The organism is Halomonas sp. PAMB 3232 (assembly GCF_031954225.1).
Classification (GTDB): Bacteria; Pseudomonadota; Gammaproteobacteria; order Pseudomonadales; family Halomonadaceae; genus Vreelandella.
In genome coordinates this window covers 2,828,812-2,849,434 of the sequence record NZ_CP134865.1, presented here as the reverse complement: position 1 = coordinate 2,849,434, position 20,623 = coordinate 2,828,812, and the positions used below count along the sequence as shown (strand labels likewise).

Sequence of the window (20,623 nt, the reverse complement as noted above, 5' to 3'; positions counted from 1 at the left end):
GGAGCGGGTATATCGCCATGGAATTTCTAACCTTTATCGATCTCTCCTTTTTAATGCTCGTCAGCTTTGGCACCCTCGTGGGTATCATCTTTGGCGCGATTCCAGGCATGACCGCCACCATGGCGGTGGCCGTGTGTTTGCCGCTGACCTATGCGCTGGGCTTGAATCACGGGCTTGCGCTGCTGCTGGGCCTCTACGTCGGCGGTATTTCCGGCGGCATGGTGCCGGCGGTGCTGTTGAATATTCCCGGCACGCCGTCCTCGATTACCACGACCTTTGACGGCTACCCCATGGCCCAGAAGGGGGAAGGCGAAAAGGCGCTGCGCGTCTGCGTGATCGCCTCATTGGTGGGCGGGCTGGTCAGCGCGCTGGTACTGTTTTTGTTTGCGCCGCTTCTGGCCGACTTTTCGATCAAGTTCTCCTACGTGGAGAAGTTTCTCATCATTTTGCTGGCACTTTCCGTCATCGCCTCGCTTTCCAGCAGCATGCTGATCGGCATTTTCAGCGGCGTGATCGGCATCTGGCTGAGCCTGATCGGTGATTACAGCATCTCCGATGGCGGCAACGGCCATACCCGGCTGATGTTCGATTTCATGGAACCCTATCTGTTCGAAGGCTTTTCACTGCTGCCCGTGCTGATCGGTATTTTTGGTATTTCCACCATTTTGCTCGAGGCGGAAAAGGGCGTGAAGCGCGACATGGCCGGTGAGCGTATCAAGATCGGCAAGGAAGGCAGTTTCTCGTTCTCGATTTTCAAGGGTAGCTTCACCAATCTGACGCGCTCCTCGTTCATCGGGACCTTCGTCGGCATGCTGCCAGGCGTGGGTGGCAGTGCGGCATCCGTGCTCGCCTACACCCAGGAAAAGAATCTGGCGAAGGACTCCTCGCAGATGGGCAAGGGCGCCCCGCAAGGGTTGATCGCGTCAGAGTCGGCCAACAACGCGCTGACTGGCGGCGCCTTGATTCCGCTGTTGTCGCTGGGTATTCCGGGAGACTCTACCACGGCCGTTTTGATCGGCGCGTTCACCCTTCAGGGCATACAGGTCGGGCCGCTGTTCATTCCGGAAAACCACGACACCTGGTACGTCATGATGACGGCGCTGGTGCTGGCGAACTTCATCATGTTCGGACTGATGTTCTTTGCCATCAAGCACATCGCCAAGGTGGTGATGGTGCCCAAGCACATTCTGTACCCGCTCATCGTCATGATGTGTGTGGTGGGCGCTTACGCGATCAATTACGGCATCATGTTCGATGTCTGGACGCTTTTGATCTTTGGGGTGCTGGGCTATCTGATTCAGAAAATCGGGCTTGAAGTCGCGCCGCTGATCATTGGGTTCATTCTGGGTAGCCAGGCGGAAGTCTACTTCGTCAAGAGCCTTGAATCCTTCGGCACCTATAGCATTTTCTTCACCAAGAGCCCGATCGCCATGGTGCTCTGGGGGCTGATTGCCGCATCCGTGCTGTTTGCCATCGTGATGGGCTTCAAGTCCCGCGCTCGGCAGAAGATGGAGCTGAGTCAAATGCATGACCCTTCGCACACCGATTCAGGAGCGCATCATGACTCACGTAACGACTAATTCACGCGTTATTCAGGTACACCCGAGCGACAACGTTGCTATCGTGATCGAGCATGGCGGCCTCGAAGCGGGGGTGACGATCAACGACGACTGCACGACCACGATGCCGATCCCGCAGGGCCACAAGGTGGCACTCAAGCCGATCGAGCAAAACGATGACATTGTGCGCTACGGCGAGGTGATCGGCACCGCGGTCGTGGCCATCGAGCGCGGCGCGCACGTCAACGAGCACAACGTGCGCCTGCCGGTTGCCCCGGCGCTCGAGGAGCTGCCGCTGGCAACCCGCCAGCCCCCGGCGCAGGAGCCGCTCGAAGGCTACACCTTCGAGGGGTTTCGCAACCCCGACGGCAGCGTTGGCACCAAGAACGTATTGGGGATTACCACCAGTGTTCAGTGCGTGGCCGGCACCGTGGAGTACGTGGTCGCGCGGATCAAGCGCGAGCTTTTGCCGCGTTTTCCCAACGTCGATGACGTGGTCGGGCTCAATCACAGCTATGGCTGCGGCGTGGCGATCAACGCGCCGGCGGCGATCGTGCCCATTCGCACGCTCAAGAATATCGCGCTCAACCCGAATTTCGGCAACGAGATCATGGTGATCGGGCTTGGCTGTGAAAAACTCCAGCCCTCGACGCTGCTCGAAGACCGCCCGGTGAAGATTTACGAAAATACCGAAGCCGCCGATCCCGAAGCCAACGTACTGAGTCTGCAGGACGAGAGCTTCGAAGGCTTTGGCGAGATGGTCGACGGCATTCTGGCCATGGCCGAGCGCCATCTCGAGCGCCTGAACAAGCGAAGCCGCGAAACCTGCCCGGCCTCGGAATTGGCGGTCGGCATGCAGTGTGGCGGCAGCGACGCTTTCTCCGGCGTGACGGCCAACCCGGCGGTGGGCTTTGCCACGGATCTGATCGTGCGTGCCGGCGGCAGCGTCATGTTTTCTGAAGTGACCGAAGTGCGCGATGCCATTCATCTGCTGACCCCGCGAGCCATCGATCGTGACGTCGGCCAGGCGCTGATCGATCAAATGGCCTGGTACGATGACTATCTTTTGCAAGGCCAGGCCGATCGTAGCGCCAACCCATCCCCGGGTAACAAGAAGGGGGGGTTGAGCAACGTGGTCGAGAAGGCGCTGGGCTCGGTCATCAAGTCCGGCAATTCGCCGATCGTCGACGTCATCGGCCCGGGCGAGCGCCTGCGGCGCAAGGGACTTACCTTCGCGGCCACGCCGGCCAGCGACTTCATCTGCGGCACACTCCAGCTGGCCGCCGGCATGAACCTGCAGGTCTTCACCACCGGGCGCGGTACACCCTACGGGCTTGCCATGGTGCCCGTGCTCAAGGTGGCGACCAACTCGCACCTGGCCAAGCGCTGGCACGACATCATCGACCTGGACGCCGGGCGTATCGCCACCGGCGAGGCCAGTATCGAGGATCTTGGCTGGGAGCTTTTCCATCTTATCCTCGATATCGCCAGCGGCCGTAAACAGGCCGCTGCGGACCGTTTGGGCATTCACAACGACCTGGTGCTTTTCAATCCAGCGCCGGTTACCTGAACACCTTTTATCGCTTTCACTGGTTTCAACAAGAGAGTCAATCGCCATGTTTCCCAAAATCAAATCAATGAAGGTCGTTCCCGTTGCCGGCTACGACGGTTTTCTGCTTAACCTGAGCGGTGGCCACGCGCCCTGGTTCATTCGCTGCGTCGTCATCCTTGAAGACGATGCGGGCAACAAGGGGGTAGGGGAGATTCCTTCGAGCGAAGGCATTCTCAAGGGACTGGAGCAGTGTCGCGATATCGTCGAAGGCTCGACCATCAACGCGTTCAAACAGACGCTGAACAGCGCCCGCGTGGCGCTTGCAAAAAACGGGCGCGAAGAGCGCGGTCGCCAAACCTTCGATCTGCGCGTGGCGGTTCACGTCATCACCGGACTCGAGTCGGCGCTTCTGGATCTTTACGGCCAGGCCGTGGGCCTGCCGGTGGCGGATCTGTTGGGGCAGTACGGCCGCCAGCGCGATGAAGTCGAGGCGCTGGGCTATCTGTTCCTGCTGGGCGACCCGGGCAAGACGGACCTGCCTTACCCGAAAGCGACCGACCCGAAAGACGCCTGGGACGAAGTGCGCTACCAGGAAGCGCTCACGCCGGACGCGGTTGCCAACCTGGCCAAGGCCGCTTATGAGCGCTACGGCTTCAAGGACTTCAAGCTCAAGGGCGGGGTGCTTAGAGGCGAGGAAGAGGCCGACTGCATCCGCGCGCTGCACGACGCGTTCCCGGAGGCGCGCTTGACGCTCGACCCCAACGGTGCCTGGAAACTCGATGAGGCCGTTCGCGTGCTGGATCCGATCAAGCACCTTCTGAGCTACGCCGAGGACCCCTGCGGTCAGGAAGAGAGCTACTCCGGCCGCGAAACCATGGCCGAGTTCAAAAAGCGCACGGGCCTGCCCACCGCGACCAACATGATCGCGACCGATTTCAAACAGCTGCAGTACGCCGTTCAGCTCAACGCGGTCGATATTCCGCTGGCCGACTGTCACTTCTGGACCATGCAGGGTGCGGTCATGGTGGGTGAGCTTTGCAACGAGTGGGGCATGACCTGGGGCTCGCACAGCAACAACCACTTCGATATTTCGCTGGCCATGATGACCCACGTGGCCGCGGCGTGTCCGGGCGAGATCACCGCGATCGACACGCACTGGATCTGGCAGGATGGTCAGCGCATCACCAAAGAGCCGTTCTTGATTCGCGACGGCAAGCTGAAGGTACCGTCGACGCCAGGCCTTGGGGTCGAGCTCGACGAAGAGCAGTTAATGGCCGCGCATCGACTCTATAAGTCGCTGGACGTGACCCAGCGCAACGACGCCATGGCGATGCAGTACCTGGTCGCGGGCTGGGAATTCGATCCCAAGCGCCCGGCGCTGGTTCGCTAACACACGAGTTTTATCAGAAAGTGGTAAGGGCCATCAGGCGTTCAACGCCTGTTTGGCCCTTTTTTTGGCCTGGCATCATTAATAAAAGAGAGGGCCGGGTAATATTTTCCCTCCACGGTTTAGCCTATCTTCAGAGCCGGACACTTTGCGTTTTTAACTTGCAATACCGCTTGTCATTTCTTCTGAAAAGTTTGATTCGTTGGCTATCGAGATTTAAAAGTTACCGCTTAGTGGTGCGCCGCTTTCGGGTGGTTTAAAACACTGACTTTGGTCGTATGTTCAAACGCTGAAACTGCGGCTAGCTTGTAGCTGTATGATTAAATACATATGACTTTAAAAACGATGTTGGTTGCAAATATCTAAAAATCAAAAGCCAATAACTGGGGCAATAATAATGAACAAGATGAACGGTTTATTCGTGGGCGCAGCGTCGCTGTCGCTACTGCTGGCGGGAAGCGCTGCCATGGCTCAGGATTTTCAGGGGCCTGTCAGGATCATTGTGCCTTTTGCGCCAGGCGGTACGTCCGACATTCTCGCGCGCTATATAGCGCCGGAGCTCTCCGATGCGATTGGTCAGCCCGTTATCGTCGAGAACAAGGCGGGCGCGGGCGGCAATATTGGCGCCGACTTCGTTGCCAAGGCCGACCCCAATGGCCATACACTACTGCTTTCCGATTTGACCGCGCTATTGGCCGCCCCCAGTGTTTTGCAAAGCGTTGCCTACGATATCGAAACGGACCTAGACCCCGTGACGATGGTGTCGTACTCGCCCTACGTACTGGGTGTTTCACCCAATCACGAGTTCGAAAGTTTCGATGCCATGGTCGAGTATTCCCGCGCCAATCCCGGCGAACTCGCCGTTGCCACGTCGGGCGTTGGCGCCAACAACCATATTACGACCGAACGGTTGATCCAGGAGCTGGGATTGGACTGGACCGTTATCGCTTACCGAGGCGGCTCTGATGCGACTCGCGCCGTGGTATCCGGTGAAAGCGATATGCTGCTAAACGGCACGACCGCTTCGCTGCCGTTTGTCCTGAACGATCAGATGCATGCGTTGGCGGTCACCGGGGAAGAGCGGCTTGAAGAGCTGCCCGACGTGCCTACGTTTCGAGAGCTGGGCCTTCCAGGCGAGCTTGATGGAACCTATCAGGGCATTCTCATAACGGCCGGTAGCCCACCCGATATCACCGAGCGCCTTCAAGCCGAGCTTGCTGCCATCCTGTCGACCGAAGAGCTTCAAGCGAAAATCGCCGAGCAGGGTGGCCAAGCCAGGCCGTCCGAGTCACCTGACGAGCTGCGAGCGTGGATGACGGCGCAGAAAAGCGAGCTTGAAAGCTTCATTGAAAGCGCGGGTATCGGTCAATAATCGTGTTCCTGTGAACTGACTCAAACATGTCCTGCTTGAAAGAGCAGGGCATTGTTTTTTGGCTACGTTCTTTGGCTACGTTCTTTTGGATACGAGATGCGCGCCATGCATATATTTACCAACCGCGATTTTTTGGCAGGGCTCGTTTGCCTGCTCATATCGGCGCTCGTTCTCTGGCAGGCGCAGGCGTATGACATGGGCAGTCTAAGGAGCATGGGGCCCGGCTATCTTCCCCGTTTTCTTGGCATGTCGCTTTGTGTTCTTGGGCTTGTCACCATGGCAATGTCGGCTAAAACGGCAACCGCGTTTCCCAAACTCAATGTGAGAGCGTTGGTATGCATCACGGTGGCGATCGTGGTCTTCGCCTTGCTCATGAGGCCGGCGGGGCTTTTCCTGGCGACCATGATGCTGGTGTATCTATGCGGTCTTAGTGAAAAAACCTTCAAGCCCATCAAGCTCACCGCGCTGGGGTTGGTGCTGTGTTTGATCTCCTACCTCGTCTTTATCCTGAGCCTTAACATGCCCATTCGCCTGTTTCCCTGGAGTTTCTAATGGAAATTTTAAATAACCTGGCGCTCGGGGTCTCTGTTGCTTTTACCATCGAAAATCTCATGTACTGCGCGCTGGGCGTCACCGTGGGGATGCTGATCGGCGTCATTCCCGGGGTGGGGCATCTGGCCGCCATCTCGATGCTGCTACCGCTCACCTACTACGTGCCCGCCACGACGGCTCTGGTCATGCTGGCCGGTATTTATTACGGCGCTCAATACGGAGGGTCGACGGCCGCTATTTTGTTGAACCTGCCGGGTACGCCCTCTTCGTCGGTGGTATGCCTTGATGGGTATCCCATGACCAAGGACGGGCGGGCCGGCGTTGCGCTATTCATGACGACGATCGCGTCGTTCGTGGGAAGCTTTATTACCGTGATCGTGCTGGCCGCCTTCGCCCCGCCGCTGGCCAACTTCGCCGTCGCTTTCAACTCGGCCGATTACTTCGCCATGATGCTTTTAGGGCTGGTGGCGGCCGCGATTCTCGTACAGGGCAATCCGGCAAAAGGGCTGGCTGCGGTCGTGTTCGGCCTCATCCTGGGCGTGGTGGGGACCGATGTAAGCACCGGGCTTCAGCGCTACACCTTTGGTTTCACGTTTCTTTATGACGGCCTGAATATCGTTGCCATTGCCATGGGCATTTTTGGCGTCACCGAGGTGGTGGCCAACGTTGGCAAAGTGATCCAGATAAAAGACGACAAAAAGATCACGTTCAAATCGCTGCTGCCGACTCGACGCGATATCAAGGAGAGCATTTTCCCGATGTTGAGGGGAACGGGCATTGGAACGGGCATCGGTATATTGCCGGGAACCGGCACCTCGATAGGGTCGTTCATCGCCTATGCCGTGGAAAAGCGAATTTCGAAAAACCCGGAAAAATTTGGCAAGGGCGCCATCGAAGGAATCACGGCGCCGGAGAGCGCCAACAACGCCGCCGCTCAGTCAGCGTTCATTCCTACCCTGACGCTGGGGATACCCGGCGATGCGGTCATGGCGCTGATGCTGGGGGCGCTTTTGATTCATGGCATTACGCCTGGACCCAACGTGATTTCCGATAGTCCGGATCTTTTCTGGGGGCTGGTCATCAGCTTTTTGATTGGGAACGTGCTGCTTTTGATTCTCAATATCCCGATGGTCGGCTTGTGGGTAAGGCTTTTGAAGATACCCTATCCGATTCTCTATCCCTCGATCATTCTTTTCATCGTTATCGGCGTTTACAGCATTAATTACTCGAACATGGATATCGTGCTGGTCGCGCTGTTTGGCGTGATGGGATGTCTGTTTTTACTGTTGGGGTTCGAGCCGGCGCCCTTGCTTCTCGGGTTCATTTTGGGGCCGCTGATGGAGGAGAACTTCCGTCGCGCCATGCTGCTTAGCCGTGGCGATTTGATGGTCTTCCTCGAGAGGCCGGTGAGCGCCACTTTCTTCGCCATGATCGCTGCATTGATCGTTTGGTCGATCGTGTCAGCGCTTCGAAAGAAGCGGGTACCCGTAAGCGCCGAGTATTAGCCTTTAGGTGTTCCATGAAAAGCGCCTTGTCGAGCTACTACAGCCGTATTATGAAGCGATCGGCCGGTTAGCCAGGGAAAATACCAGGACTCATTTTGAGTTCATGAAGGATTAGCCTAAAGTCTAGAGGTGTATTTGTATGATGTATGACAATATGCACCAATATACTGCTGCTGCCCTCGTTTCGAGCGCCCTGCGTTGGGGCATTGCACCATCGTCAGCTACGTTAGCTTGCTAAACTAACAAGAGGATTTGTAATGAATTTTTCTAAACAAGAGCTTAAAGCCTCCATTACCGATGGCCTGCTGTCATTCCCGGTGACCGACTTCGATGCCAATGGCAAATTCGATGCCGACAGCTATCGCAAGCGCTTGCTGTGGTTGAAGGAGTATGAAGTCTCTGCGCTGTTTGTCGCCGGTGGTACGGGCGAGTTTTTCAACATCACCCTGGACGAGTTCCGCGAAATCGTCGAAGTTGCGGTCGAAACGATCGGTGGCCACGTGCCGATTATCGCCAGTGCCGGCCAAAGCGCCGAGCTTGCCCAGCAGCACGCGAAGATCGCTCAGGAAGCCGGCGCCGACGGTATCCTGCTGATGCCTCCTTACCTGACCGAGTGCTCTCAGGAAGGCATCGTCGAGTATGCGGCGAGCGTCTGCCAGTCGACGGACCTGGGCGTTATCTATTACAACCGCGCCAACGGCTATTTGAACGTCAACGCCGTCAAGTCGCTGGCCGACCAGTGCGACAATCTGATCGGTTTGAAAGATGGCAAGGGCGACATGCAGGCGCTCAACATCACCATCAAGACGCTGGGCGACCGCCTTGGCTACGTGGGCGGCGTACCGACGGCCGAAATCATCGCCGAAGCGTACCTGGCGATCGGCGTGAGCACCTACTCGTCTGCGGTCTTCAACTTCGTACCCGACATGGCCGTCAAGTTTTACAAGGCGCTGCGTCAGGGCGACAGCGAGTTCGTTGCCAAGGCCACGCGCGAGTTCTTCATTCCGTTCGTCACGCTTCGCGACACCACGCCTGGCTACGCGGTGAGCCTGATCAAGGCCGGCGCTGACATCGTGGGCTACCCCGGTGGCCGCGTACGCGCGCCGTTGACCATGCCCAACAGCGATCAAGTCGGTCAGCTGAAAAAGCTCGTCGAGAACGCCAAGTCGCTCTAAGCGTTTGAAAAAATCGCCGGGTAGCGCGGCCTGCCCGTCGTTGCCCGGCGAATGCAAATGATGGTTCATGCGCGCATGGATCGATGGAGACGTGTATGCCCACCCCCAATACGCCCACTATCACCGACATGCGTGTCATTCCCGTTGCCGGACGTGACAGCATGCTGCTCAATATCGGTGGCGCCCATTCCCCGTATTTCACCCGTAACCTGATTATCCTCACGGATAGCGCCGGCAACGTTGGCGTGGGTGAAGCGCCCGGCGGCGATACGATTCAACAGTCGCTGGAGAAAGCGCGCGCGCTGGTCGTGGGTCAGTCCCTTGGCAAGCTGCGCTCGCTGGTCGCCTCACTCAACCGTGATGGCCAGAGCGCTGACTTCGAGGATTTTGGCAAGGGATCCTGGACGTTCGAGCTTCGCATCAACGCCGTCGCGGCACTTGAAGCCGCGCTGCTTGACCTGATGGGCAAGTTCTTGGGCGTGCCCGTGGCGGAGCTATTGGGCAACGGCAAACAGCGCGACGCGGTCGATGTGCTGGGCTATCTCTTCTTTATCGGAGAAGGGCATTCGACACCGCTGGATTTCCGGCGGGGTACGCAGGGGCTTAACCACGACTGGTATCGCCTGCGCGACGAGGCGGCCATGACCCCGCAGGGGGTCGTCGAACTCGCGCAAGCGGCTCATGACCGCTACGGCTTCAAGGATTTCAAGCTCAAGGGCGGGGCGCTTCCCGGCGAGCAGGAGATCGAGGCGGTCACCGCGCTACACAACGCGTTTCCCGAAGCGCGCACCACGATCGATCCCAACGGCGCCTGGTCACTTCAGGAAGCGATCACGCTGTGCAAGAACCTGCATGGCGTCATCGCCTACGCCGAAGACCCGTGCGGAGCGGAGCAGGGATTCTCGGGCCGCGAGATTCTCGCCGAGTTCCGTCATGCAACGGGCCTGCCGGTGGCCACCAATATGGTGGCGACGAACTGGCGTGAAATGGCGCACGCGCTGATGCTGCGCTCGGTCGATATTCCGCTGGCGGATCCACACTTCTGGACGCTGTCTGGCGCGGTGCGCGTCTCGCAACTATGCCAGGACCATGGCATGACCTGGGGTTCCCACTCCAACAATCACTTCGATATTTCGCTGGCCATGTTTGCCCACGTGGGTGCCGCCGCGGTTGGGCGCACGACGGCGCTGGATACGCACTGGATCTGGCAGGAAGGCGATGCGCGTTTGACGCACAATCCGCCGGAAATCAAAAACGGCCAGGTGGCGGTCACCGATGCGCCAGGGCTTGGCATCGACATCGACATGGCCGAAATCGAGAAAGCCCACGCGCTTTATCGCAGCCTACCCGCCGGTGGCCGCAACGATGCCACGGCCATGCAGTACCTGATCGACGGATGGACGTTCGATCCCAAGCGCCCAGCGCTGGTTCGCTAACCGTCGATGCCCGGATATGACTCGCTCACTATCCGGGTTTTTCAACCTGAGTAAGAGGTCAATCAACAATGAAAAAGCTACTCGGTAGTGTCACGCTCGCCATCACGATGGTGGCCGCAGGCCAGGCGGCTGCGGATTACCCCACCAAAAACATCAGCATGATCGTACCGTTCTCTGCCGGCGGCGGTAACGATACGTTCGTGCGTGCGCTTCAGCCCTTGATCGAAGAGCAGCTGGGCCAAACGCTGGTGATTCGTAACATCGCCGGTGGCGGTGGTGCGGTCGGCATGTCGCGCGCCGTTGCCTCGCCGGCGGACGGCTACACGCTGCTGGCAGCCAGCAACGCGATGCTCACACTCGAGGCGATGGGCAACGTGGCGTTCACCCACGATGATTTCGATTTCATCGCCAAGATCGTTGAAGAGCCCTACCTGGTCGCGGTCAGCAGCGACAGCCCCTACCAGGATCTCGAAAGCCTGGTAGAAGCGGCTTCGGCTGGGTCCATTCGCGTTGGCTCTTCCGGCGTTGGCTCGTCGGCCTATATCACCGCCAACGCCATCGCCGATCGTACGGATACCACGTTCAACCTGATTCCCTACCCGGGCGGCTCGGAAGCCATTTCCGCTGCCATGGGCGGGCACGTCGAAGCCGTCGTGTTGGGCGGTGCCGAGCTTCGCTCCGCGCTCGAGTCAGGCCGCTTGAACGCGCTCGCCACCACCTACGCCGAGCGCAGCGACAACCTGCCAGACGTGCCGACGTTCCAGGAGTCCGGTTATGACCTGACGCTGACCGTATGGCGCGGCATCGTAGGCCCGAAAGGTCTGCCGGATGAAGTGGAAGAGGCGTGGGTCGCCGCCATTCAGCAGATCGTCGAAGACGGCTCCTATGAAGAAACGGCGAACAATCTGGGGACAGAGCTTGCACCGCTTTATGGTGAAGAACTCGACGCCTTTATCGATGAATCGGCCACTATCATGCGCGAAGCCGCGGGTGATCTGGCTCAGTAATCGCGACCCCCATGCGCTGTTGGGCACCCCGTGCCTGACAGCGTGGCTGTACCAGGCGTTTCTCGCTTGGGTATAAAAGTTGCCAGGTAATCGTATGGAACGTGATATTGGAAAGCCGCTGTTTGATATTTTCCTGCTGATCGTGTCGGCAAGTGCGTTCGTCGCGGCGTCGGCCTTGCCCAACGTCGACATACCCGGCGATCTGTCGGCCTCTTTTTTTCCGCAGTTTCTGTCTGCCCTCGTGTTTATTCTGGCCATTCCCTGCCTGATCAAGGATACCCGGCAGTGGCGGAGCAAACGTGGCGCCGAGCCATCTTCCAGCGCCACTTCTCCGGCGCGCGGTGTGGCCCAGTGGGGGTTCATCATTGCCGCGCTCGTTGCGTATATCTATACGTTCGAACGGCTTGGCTACATCGCCAGCACAGCGCTATTCATCTTTTTATGCGTGATGGGGCTGACCGTGATTAGCGGTACCTGGACGACGCTGTCGGCGCCGAAAAAAGGGCTGTCGGTTTTGTTCGCACTGATTTTCTCGGTCGTACTGGCGGGCTGTATTTTTTACGTCTTTACCGATCTTTTCCAAATTCCGCTCCCGACGTGACCGGACATCCTCGAGTTGATATTTAGGAGGCTTACATGATTTCCGGTTATCTCGAAGGCCTGGGCATGGTGCTTCAGCTGAGCACCTTGCTGGCGATCGCCGGCGGCACGCTGCTGGGCATCATCATGGGTTCGCTACCCGGGTTGACCTCGGCAATGGCGATCGCGCTGCTGTTACCCGTGACCTTCGGCATGCCGCCGGTTGCGGGAATCGGCATGCTGCTGGGCGCGCTCTGTGGGGCAGGGGCCAGCGGCTCGATCCCCGCCATTTTGCTCAACATTCCCGGAACGCCTTCGTCGGTGGCGACCACCTTCGACGGTTTTCCAATGGCGCAAAAAGGCGAAGCAGGGCGGGCGCTGGGTCTGGCGATCGTGGCGTCCTTCTTTGGCGGTGTTGCCAGCATGGTGATTCTCAGCCTGCTGGCGCCGCCCATCGCCGAATTCGCCCTGCGGTTCGGGCCGGCAGAGTACTTCTCTCTGAGTATCTTTGGTCTCGTCATCATCGCGTCCGTGGCGGGCAAGTCGCTGATCAAGGGGCTGATCGCCGGTATCATCGGCTTTTTTATCTCGACGATCGGCACCGACCCCATCACCGGCGTGGGGCGCTTTACGTTCGATGAGCTCTCGCTGCTGACCGGAGTCAATCTGCTGCCCGCCTTGATTGGCTTGTTCGCGGTGTCCCAAGTGCTCAAGGATACCTTCGAGTACGACCCGAACGAGCGAATGAAGCAGAGCACCCATCGGATCGATATTGCCCGCCCGCGGTTCATCGAAACGTTGACGCACTGGAAAGCGGTTTTGGTGGGCATCGTTTCGGGGTCGGTGGTCGGGCCGATACCCGGCGCCGGGGGCAGTATTGCCTCGCTGGTCGCCTACGATCAAACGCGGCGGTTCTCGAAAACGCCGGATAAATTCGGCACCGGGCACGCACCGGGCATCGTCTCTGTCGAAAGCGCCAATAACGCGCTGTTGGGCGGGGCACTCATTCCGACGCTGGCGCTGGGGATTCCCGGCGAAGCCGCCACGGCGGTGCTGCTGGGCGGCCTGATGATCCAGGGCATTACGCCCGGGCCGTTACTTTTTGCCGATCAAAGTGGCACCGTTTACGGCATTTTCCTGGCGTACCTGGCGGCGAACATCTTCATGCTCTTGATTATGTGTCTGGGCATCAAGCTGTTCATTCGCGTGCTGATGGTGCCTAGAAAACAGCTGCTGGCGGCCATTCTGGTGTTCTGTTTCATCGGCGTTTACGGCGTTGATGGCGATGTTTTCAATCTCTATCTGATGCTTGGTTTTGGCGTGCTGGGGTATTTTCTCAATCGCTACGATTTTGGTACCGCGCCGGTGATTCTGGGGCTCATTCTGGGGCCCATTGCCGAGGCCAATTTGCGCCGTGGGCTGCAGTCCTTCCAGGGGGACTGGACGCCCTTTTTCACACGCCCCATTAGTCTGGCGTTTCTGGTCGTGGCGCTTGGATTGCTGGCGCTGACCCTGTGGCAAAACTATCGCTCGAGCCAGGCACGCGTGGCGTCCGAGCAGGGCGGCGATTAGTCACTCAATGCCAATTACCCGCGTGCGGGTTTGTTAAACTACACGCGTTCGATTGTGAGCTACACTTTTCGTCTTCGGGAAGGATCATGAGCTCGCTTGGGTTGTCTGACGGATGCGTCAGACAGCCAGAAAAACCACTCTCATCGCAGGAGGCAAGATGAATCTAACAGGTGAAATGCTGATCGGACAGAAAGCCGTCAAGGGCTCTCGTGATCCCATTCAGGCCATCAATCCGGCTACCAATGAGCGGCTGGAGCCTGGCTATGCTGGCGGTACGCAAGCAGAGGTAGATCAAGCCTGCCAGCTTGCATGGGATGCTTTCGATGCGTATCGGGAAACGTCGCTTGAAGACCGCGCCGTTTTTCTCGAAACCATCGCCGACGAAATCGAAGCGTTGGGCGATGCACTCGTCGAGCGTGCCGTGGCGGAGTCCGGACTGCCCCAGGCACGTATTCAGGGCGAGCGCGGCCGTACCTGTGGCCAGCTTCGCATGTTCGCTAAAACCGTTCGCGCCGGCGAGTGGCTGGACGTTCGCGTAGACCCGGCCATGCCGGATCGTCAGCCGATGCCGCGTGGCGACCTGCGTCAGCGTCACATCGCGCTGGGCCCGGTCGTGGTCTTCGGCGCCAGCAACTTCCCGCTGGCCTTCTCCGTGGCCGGCGGTGACACCGCGTCGGCACTCGCTGCGGGCTGCCCGGTGATCGTCAAGGCGCACGCCGCTCACCCGGGTACCGGCGAGCTGGTCGGCCGCGCCATTCAGGCCGCGGTCAAGAAGTGCAGTCTGCCGGAAGGCGTGTTCTCGCTGATGTTCGGCTCGGGCCGTGAAGTCGGCACCGCGCTGGTCAGCGACGAGCGCATCAAGGCGGCCGGCTTCACCGGTTCGCGCAGCGGCGGTATCGCGCTTTGGAAGGCCGCTCAGTCGCGTCCGGAGCCCATTCCCTTCTACGCGGAAATGAGCTCGATCAACCCGGTGTTCCCGCTGCCGGCGGCGCTCAAGGCGCGCGGCGAGGAGATGGGCAAGGCCTTCGTTGGCTCGCTCAACATGGGCGCGGGTCAGTTCTGCACCAACCCGGGTCTGGTCATTGCACTCAAGGGCCCGGCGCTTGACGCGTTCCTGAAAGCGGCAGGCGAGGCGGTCGAGCAAAGCGGCGCGCAAACCATGCTGACGCCCGGCATTTTCGAAGCCTACGAGCAGGGCGTTCAGAGCCTGCAGGAGAGCGGCAAGGCGCAGGAAGTGGCGCGTGGTCAGAAGGGCGAAAGCCCCAACCAGTGCCAGCCGGGTCTGTTCAAGACCAGCGCTCAGGATTTCCTCTCAAGCGAAGCGCTTCAGGGCGAAGTCTTTGGCTCGACGTCGCTGGTGGTCGAGTGTGCCGATGAAGCTGAGCTGATGAAGGTCGCAGAGCATCTCGAAGGCCAGCTGACCGCAACGCTTCAGATGGACGATGCCGATCTGGACGCAGCGCGCAAGCTGCTGCCCACGCTCGAGCGCAAGGCGGGCCGTATTCTGGTCAACGGCTGGCCGACCGGCGTCGAAGTGTGTGACGCCATGGTTCACGGCGGCCCGTTCCCGGCCACGTCCGACTCGCGCACGACCTCGGTGGGTACCGCTGCGATCCACCGCTTCCTGCGTCCGGTCTGCTATCAGGACCTGCCGGAAGGTCTGCTGCCCGAAGCCATCAAAAACGACAACCCGCTCAAGCTGCGTCGTCTGGTAGACGGTAAGCGCGAGCAGTAATCAACGCACTCGCTGGATGTTGCGTTGATGTCATCGAGGCCACCTTCGGGTGGCCTTTTTAGGTCATATCGAGCGGAAACAGGCGCGAAGCCATGCCTTGATTGACGACAAAACAACGATTACAGGATACAGGAGAGCCGTCATGGCCGACGTCAGTTTCGATACCTTGCGCGATACGCTCGAAAAAGCGCTGTTGAAGGCGGGGCTCAAGGCCGAGCATGCCCGGGTCTGCGCGCGACTTCACGCCGAGAGCACGCGAGACGGCGTCCACTCCCATGGCATTGGCCGTATTCCCCGGTTCATCGAGTACGTGGGAAAAGGCTGGGTCGACGTGAACGCATCACCCGAGAAAGTGCATGCGCTCGGCGCGATCGAGGTGCTGGATGGGCACATGGGCATCGGCGTCATCAATGCGCTATACGCCACCGAGCGGGCCATTGCGCTGGCTAAAGAGCACGGAATGGGGCTGGTGGCGCTGCGTAACACCACCCACTGGATGCGCGGCGGCAGCTACGGTTGGCACGCCGTCGAGCAGGGCTTTGCGAGCCTCATGTGGACCAATACCGAGTCCTGCATGCCGGCCTGGGGCGCCTCGTCGCCCTCCATCGGTAACAACCCGCTGGTCATGGGCGTGCCCCACGCAGAAGGGCCCTTGGTGCTCGATATGGCAATGTCCCAGTTCTCCTATGGCAAGCTTCAAACGCTGGCCTCGGCCGGCGAGTTCCTGCCGGTAGACGGCGGCTTCGATGAACGCGGCGAGCTGAGTCGCGACCCGGCCGCGATCGCTGCCACGCGCAGACTGCTCCCCACTGGCTACTGGAAAGGATCCGGGCTTGCCGTTCTGCTCGATGCCCTCGCGGCGCTGCTGTCCAACGGGCGAGCAACGCCTGCGATCGATCGAGTCGAGAAAGGAAGCGGGGGAGGGAGCTGCCAGATTTTCATGGTGTTCGACCCGGCTCAAATGTCCGGTCAAGCGACCTGCGAGGCGATTGTGGCGAGCATCAAGGCGCATCTGGGTGACGCGACTCCGGCCAGGCCTGGCACCTCCGTACGCTGGCCCGGCGAGGCGACTTACCGTCGCCGCCAGGCCTCATCGGTAACGCTCTCTCTGGACGAGGACATCTGGCAGCGTGTGTGTCAGCTGGCGAAGTAGCAGACAGAACCTGGCGTTGGGCGGCCCCGGCTTTTGACCTACATCCGCACCGTCGAGCAAGACGTTAAACCGGTTGGACGAGTCGCTTACGGCGACTCGATCGTTTTCGGTAATAGTAGGCAACTCTTTTAATTCACGTTTTAATCCACGCTTTAACTCACATTGTGTCTGAGATCCAAACCGGGTCGTTCGCTTTGATATATAACCCGCGTGCGGGCGAGCCGGTTTTCAGATCGACGCTGTTTTAAAAAAGACGATTGAATCAAGGCGCTTTTATGCCTGATCGATCGTTTATGTTTTACGCGGCCACGTTTTAACGAAGCAGAGTACTTGTAGATTTGCTACGACCTTCATCCTGTTGAATGAAATATCTCGACGTTAGGGAGCGCTATAAAAATTCTCTTTTAATCGGCGGTGATCGCGACTCGTTACGCTCGCCGAATTTTTAATATCGGTTTTGATCGATCACTTTTTACTGGTTAAAAGCGATAGCACAAATCAGGGGCTTGGCATTAAACCTTAAAAAAAGCGCTTACTCTTGATTGGGGCAAAGGAGTCTACTTTGGTAGGGGGGGAGAACCTTGAAACTTTAGTCTATTTAGACTTTTTTCTACTTGCCGCGAAAAAATATGTTGGCTAATTTGATTCATGTTCTTTGTATGATGTACTACAAAAGCCTCTCACAATGATTTGATTGGTAAACCTTTTTCCAAGAATAACGAAATTTGGGCAGTGTTTACCAAACCTCCCCAAAAAATACTCGCAAAAGGCTTTGTAGGCATGACGCCAGATGCCATCACGATTTCGCAAGTATAGTCGATGCAAGCCGTCTGCATCGATAGGCAAGTGGACATACCCCCTGCCTGCGTCGAGCGTCTGATGAGTCAGCTCGCTCAATGGAAGCTGTAAAACCAACGACATAAAAAGAGGTTTCAAGCGATGAAAACAGCATCAATCCGTCGTCAAACGGTCATGGCGTTTACCAGCGTGACCCTTCTGGCCGCCGCCGTTTCAGCTCAGGCCGATGACTGGCGCGGCTGGAATATTCACCCGGATGGCTACCCCAACACCGTGGCGCTTGAAGCGTTCGCCGAGGCCGTCGACGAGCGCACGGAAGGGCGCGTATCACCGCGTGTTTACAACAACGGCGTACTGGGCGATCAGTCCGACGCTATCGAGCAAACCCGCAACGGCGCGCTCGATTTCGCCAACTTCAACATGGGCCCGATGGGGCCGATCGTGCCCGAAACCAACGTCTTCTCGCTGCCGTTTCTATTTACCGACGTCGATCACATGCACACGGTCATGGATGGCGAAATCGGTGAGCGCTTCGCGGATGCGCTCGAGGACAAGGGCCTGGTCGTACTCTCCTGGTTCGACTCCGGCGCTCGCAGCATCTATAACACCCAGCGTCCCATCCGTACGCCGGAAGACGTTCGCGGCCTGAAGGTTCGGGTCATGAACAATGACCTCTACGTGCAGATGATGGAAGCGCTCGGCGGCAACGCGACCCCGATGGCCTACGGCGAGGTGTATCAGAGTCTGACCACCGGCGTTCTGGACGGCGCCGAGAACAACTACCCGTCGTTTGAATCCAGCAACCACTACGAAGCCGCCGGCTACTTCTCGCTCACCGAGCACCTGATCATTCCCGAGTGCCTGTGCGTGGCCAAGGCGAGCTGGGACGCGCTCTCCGAGGAAGACCAGGAGATCGTTCGCGACGAAGGCATGAAAGCCTCCGAGATGCAGCGTGAGCTGTGGGTCGAAAGCTCTGAAGAGAGCCGTCAGATCGTTCTGGATGCCGGCGTCGAGATCAATGAAGTCGACGACAAACAGGCCTTCCAGACGCTGATGGAGCCGATGTACGAAGAGTTCATCGCCAACAACCCCGGCACCGGCGAGCTGATCGAAGAGATTCGCGCCGCTCAGTAATCTTTCGTTGAATCGTTTTCCGGCGGCCAGGCGCCGCCGGGAGATAAAAGGAACGGTGCCGTGAGTATAGAAACTGAAACGCCGAGCGATCAGAAGGTCCGGGCTTCAAAAGGCTCACTCGATCGCACGCTGGATGGAGTGGCCGGTCTCTGCGTCGGCGTGGCCGGCCTCATGCTGGTCGTTTTGATCTTCATTTTCGGCTGGCTCGTGTTCGGGCGCTACGTGCTCAACGATACTCCGACCTGGGTCGAGCAGACGTCCCTGGTGCTGGTGGTCTACATCACCTGCCTGGGGGCTGCCGCCGGGGTACGGTATCGAAGCCATCTTAATATCGATTTTATCCGTGAGAGTTTTCCGCCGCTTTTGCGTGGGCTGATGCACCACATCTCTGATCTGTTCGTACTGACGTTTGGTGCGTTCATGACGGTTCAAGGTTGGCAGTTGGTCATGACCAACACGCAGCGTGCCATTCCCATGATAGGACTGCCGGAAAGTTATCGCGCCGCCCCCCTGGTGATCTGCGGCGTGCTGATTGCCTTATTCGCCGCCGCCGATATCGGCAAACGATTGATGTCTCGCTCTACTGAGAGGACCTGAGCCATGGGGCTTCTGATACTGTTTGGACTTTTCTTTCTGGGCCTGATCGCCGGGGCGCCGGTTGCTTTCGCTGTAGGCCTGGCGGCGGTGGCGACCTTTCTCTATGAAGGGTTACCGCTGTTCGTGGCCTTTCAGCGCATTCTGTCCGGTATCTCGGTATTTTCGCTGCTGGCGATCCCGTTTTTCATATTCGCCGGCGAGTTGATGCTCCACGGTGGGATATCGACGCGGCTGGTGCGGCTGGCCTCGGCCATGGTGGGGCGGATGCGCGGTGGCCTCGGGATGGTGAATATCAGCTCCTCGATGCTGTTTGGCGGTATCTCCGGGTCGGCGGTAGCCGACACGTCAGCGCTGGGCTCGCTGCTCATTCCGGTCATGAAGGAGAAAGGCTACGACGCCGATTATGCGGTTAACGTGACCGTCACCTCGTCGGTTGCCGGGGTGGTGATTCCTCCCAGTCACAACATGATCCTTTATGCCGTGGCCGCCGGTGGCGGTATCTCGGTGACACAGCTGTTCATCGCCGGGATCGTACCGGGTATTCTGATGTGTTTGAGCCTGGCCGTCGCGGCGTATATCGTCGCGGTGAAGCGTGGCTATCGAGGTGAGGCTTTTCCGGGTTGGCAGGCGCTGTTTCTGAGTCTGGTGGCGTCGCTTCCGGGGCTGATGACTGCAGTGATCATTGTGGGCGGCGTGCTATCGGGTATTCTGACCGTGACCGAGTCCGGCGCTTTTGGAGCGATCTACGCCATTGTCGTGACGGCACTGGTCTATCGTGAGCTAACGTGGGCGTCCTTCAGGGCGGCCGTCATTCAGTCGGTCAAGACCACGTCACTGGTCATGATTCTGGTGGGGTGTGCATCTGCTTTCTCGTATCTGCTGGCGCTTTACAACGTGCCCGAAATGCTGACCACGGGGCTGGTCTCCATTTCGGACAGGCCGCTGGTCATCTTTTTGATGCTCAACATCATCCTCCTGATTCTGGGCATGATCATGGATATGGCGGCGCTTATCCTGATCTGTACGCCGATCTTTTTGCCCGTGGCCATGCAGTTCGGCATGGACCCGATTCAGTTTGGTATCATCATGATGATGAACCTTGGGCTTGGTCTGTGTACGCCACCAGTCGGGTCGTGCCTGTTCGTCGGCTGCGTCATTGGCAAGATCAAGATCGAGCACGCCGTACGCACCATCTGGCCGTTCTTTCTGGCGCTGTTCGTGGCGCTGATGTTGGTCACCTATATTCCGGCAGTGTCGCTGACGCTTCCCGGTCTTTTTAGATGACATTCGGGAGCCTCGACGAGAGGCAGCGACTCTACATTTGACAACTGGGCCAGGCTTTCCAGTATTGCGCCGCTTGAAAACGTAAAGCTCGAAGAGGAAGTCGTTTAAACGGGTTGAGGTGATCCGAAAGCTGAGAGCCTTGACCCGGTTGATACGCGATCATAAGACAGGGTATTTGGGCAGCAAGTTTACTGCCCTCTTCTCGGCTACCCCCAGCGGTGCATGA

Annotated in this window: 16 protein-coding genes; all 16 read left to right on the top strand. The window is 58.6% G+C overall.

Features of this window, described 5'->3' with window-relative positions; translation table 11 throughout:
- The first annotated feature begins 17 nt into the window (after positions 1-17).
- The 16 genes from RN346_RS13025 (at position 18) to RN346_RS12950 (ending at position 20,397) form a co-directional block, all read left to right on the top strand.
- Positions 18-1,580: a tripartite tricarboxylate transporter permease gene (locus RN346_RS13025; RefSeq protein WP_311961354.1), complete on the top strand. Its 1,563-nt coding sequence runs from the start codon at positions 18-20 to the stop codon at positions 1,578-1,580.
- A complete protein-coding gene (gene garD / locus RN346_RS13020) occupies positions 1,561-3,129 on the top strand; it encodes a galactarate dehydratase (protein ID WP_263586406.1) in 1,569 nt (522 codons plus the stop codon). Before RN346_RS13025 ends, garD begins: the two co-directional genes overlap by 20 nt.
- A gap of 46 nt (positions 3,130-3,175) precedes the next feature.
- Positions 3,176-4,501, top strand: coding sequence for an enolase C-terminal domain-like protein (locus tag RN346_RS13015; protein WP_311961353.1), 1,326 nt, complete (start codon positions 3,176-3,178; stop codon positions 4,499-4,501).
- Between the two features lie 403 nt (positions 4,502-4,904).
- Positions 4,905-5,870, top strand: a complete 966-nt coding sequence (locus RN346_RS13010) for a tripartite tricarboxylate transporter substrate binding protein (protein WP_263586408.1) — start codon at positions 4,905-4,907, stop codon at positions 5,868-5,870.
- Between the two features lie 51 nt (positions 5,871-5,921).
- Positions 5,922-6,422: a tripartite tricarboxylate transporter TctB family protein gene (locus RN346_RS13005; protein ID WP_311961352.1), complete on the top strand. Its 501-nt coding sequence runs from the start codon at positions 5,922-5,924 to the stop codon at positions 6,420-6,422.
- Positions 6,422-7,927 (top strand): tripartite tricarboxylate transporter permease, encoded by a 1,506-nt coding sequence (locus tag RN346_RS13000; protein WP_311961351.1) that lies wholly within the window; start codon positions 6,422-6,424, stop codon positions 7,925-7,927. Before RN346_RS13005 ends, RN346_RS13000 begins: the two co-directional genes overlap by 1 nt.
- A gap of 257 nt (positions 7,928-8,184) precedes the next feature.
- The gene (kdgD, locus tag RN346_RS12995) at positions 8,185-9,102 is read left to right on the top strand and encodes a 5-dehydro-4-deoxyglucarate dehydratase (RefSeq protein WP_263586411.1); all 918 of its coding nucleotides are present in this window, start codon (positions 8,185-8,187) and stop codon (positions 9,100-9,102) included.
- A 95-nt stretch (positions 9,103-9,197) separates the two neighbouring features.
- Complete coding sequence (locus RN346_RS12990; RefSeq protein WP_311961350.1) at positions 9,198-10,538, top strand: enolase C-terminal domain-like protein; 1,341 nt, start codon at positions 9,198-9,200, stop codon at positions 10,536-10,538.
- 68 nt (positions 10,539-10,606) lie between these two features.
- Entirely contained in the window at positions 10,607-11,545 is a 939-nt protein-coding gene (locus RN346_RS12985) for a tripartite tricarboxylate transporter substrate binding protein (RefSeq protein WP_311958478.1), read from the top strand.
- 94 nt (positions 11,546-11,639) lie between these two features.
- Positions 11,640-12,146, top strand: a complete 507-nt coding sequence (locus RN346_RS12980) for a tripartite tricarboxylate transporter TctB family protein (protein WP_311961349.1) — start codon at positions 11,640-11,642, stop codon at positions 12,144-12,146.
- A 35-nt stretch (positions 12,147-12,181) separates the two neighbouring features.
- Entirely contained in the window at positions 12,182-13,696 is a 1,515-nt protein-coding gene (locus tag RN346_RS12975; protein WP_311961348.1) for a tripartite tricarboxylate transporter permease, read from the top strand.
- A gap of 157 nt (positions 13,697-13,853) precedes the next feature.
- The gene (locus tag RN346_RS12970) at positions 13,854-15,431 is read left to right on the top strand and encodes an aldehyde dehydrogenase (NADP(+)) (RefSeq protein WP_263586416.1); all 1,578 of its coding nucleotides are present in this window, start codon (positions 13,854-13,856) and stop codon (positions 15,429-15,431) included.
- A gap of 142 nt (positions 15,432-15,573) precedes the next feature.
- Complete coding sequence (yiaK, locus tag RN346_RS12965; RefSeq protein WP_311961347.1) at positions 15,574-16,584, top strand: 3-dehydro-L-gulonate 2-dehydrogenase; 1,011 nt, start codon at positions 15,574-15,576, stop codon at positions 16,582-16,584.
- A 939-nt stretch (positions 16,585-17,523) separates the two neighbouring features.
- Positions 17,524-18,516, top strand: coding sequence for a TRAP transporter substrate-binding protein (locus tag RN346_RS12960; protein ID WP_263586418.1), 993 nt, complete (start codon positions 17,524-17,526; stop codon positions 18,514-18,516).
- A 60-nt stretch (positions 18,517-18,576) separates the two neighbouring features.
- Positions 18,577-19,113: a TRAP transporter small permease gene (locus tag RN346_RS12955; RefSeq protein ID WP_311961346.1), complete on the top strand. Its 537-nt coding sequence runs from the start codon at positions 18,577-18,579 to the stop codon at positions 19,111-19,113.
- 3 nt (positions 19,114-19,116) lie between these two features.
- Positions 19,117-20,397 (top strand): TRAP transporter large permease, encoded by a 1,281-nt coding sequence (locus tag RN346_RS12950; RefSeq protein ID WP_311958472.1) that lies wholly within the window; start codon positions 19,117-19,119, stop codon positions 20,395-20,397.
- The last annotated feature ends 226 nt before the right edge of the window (positions 20,398-20,623 follow it).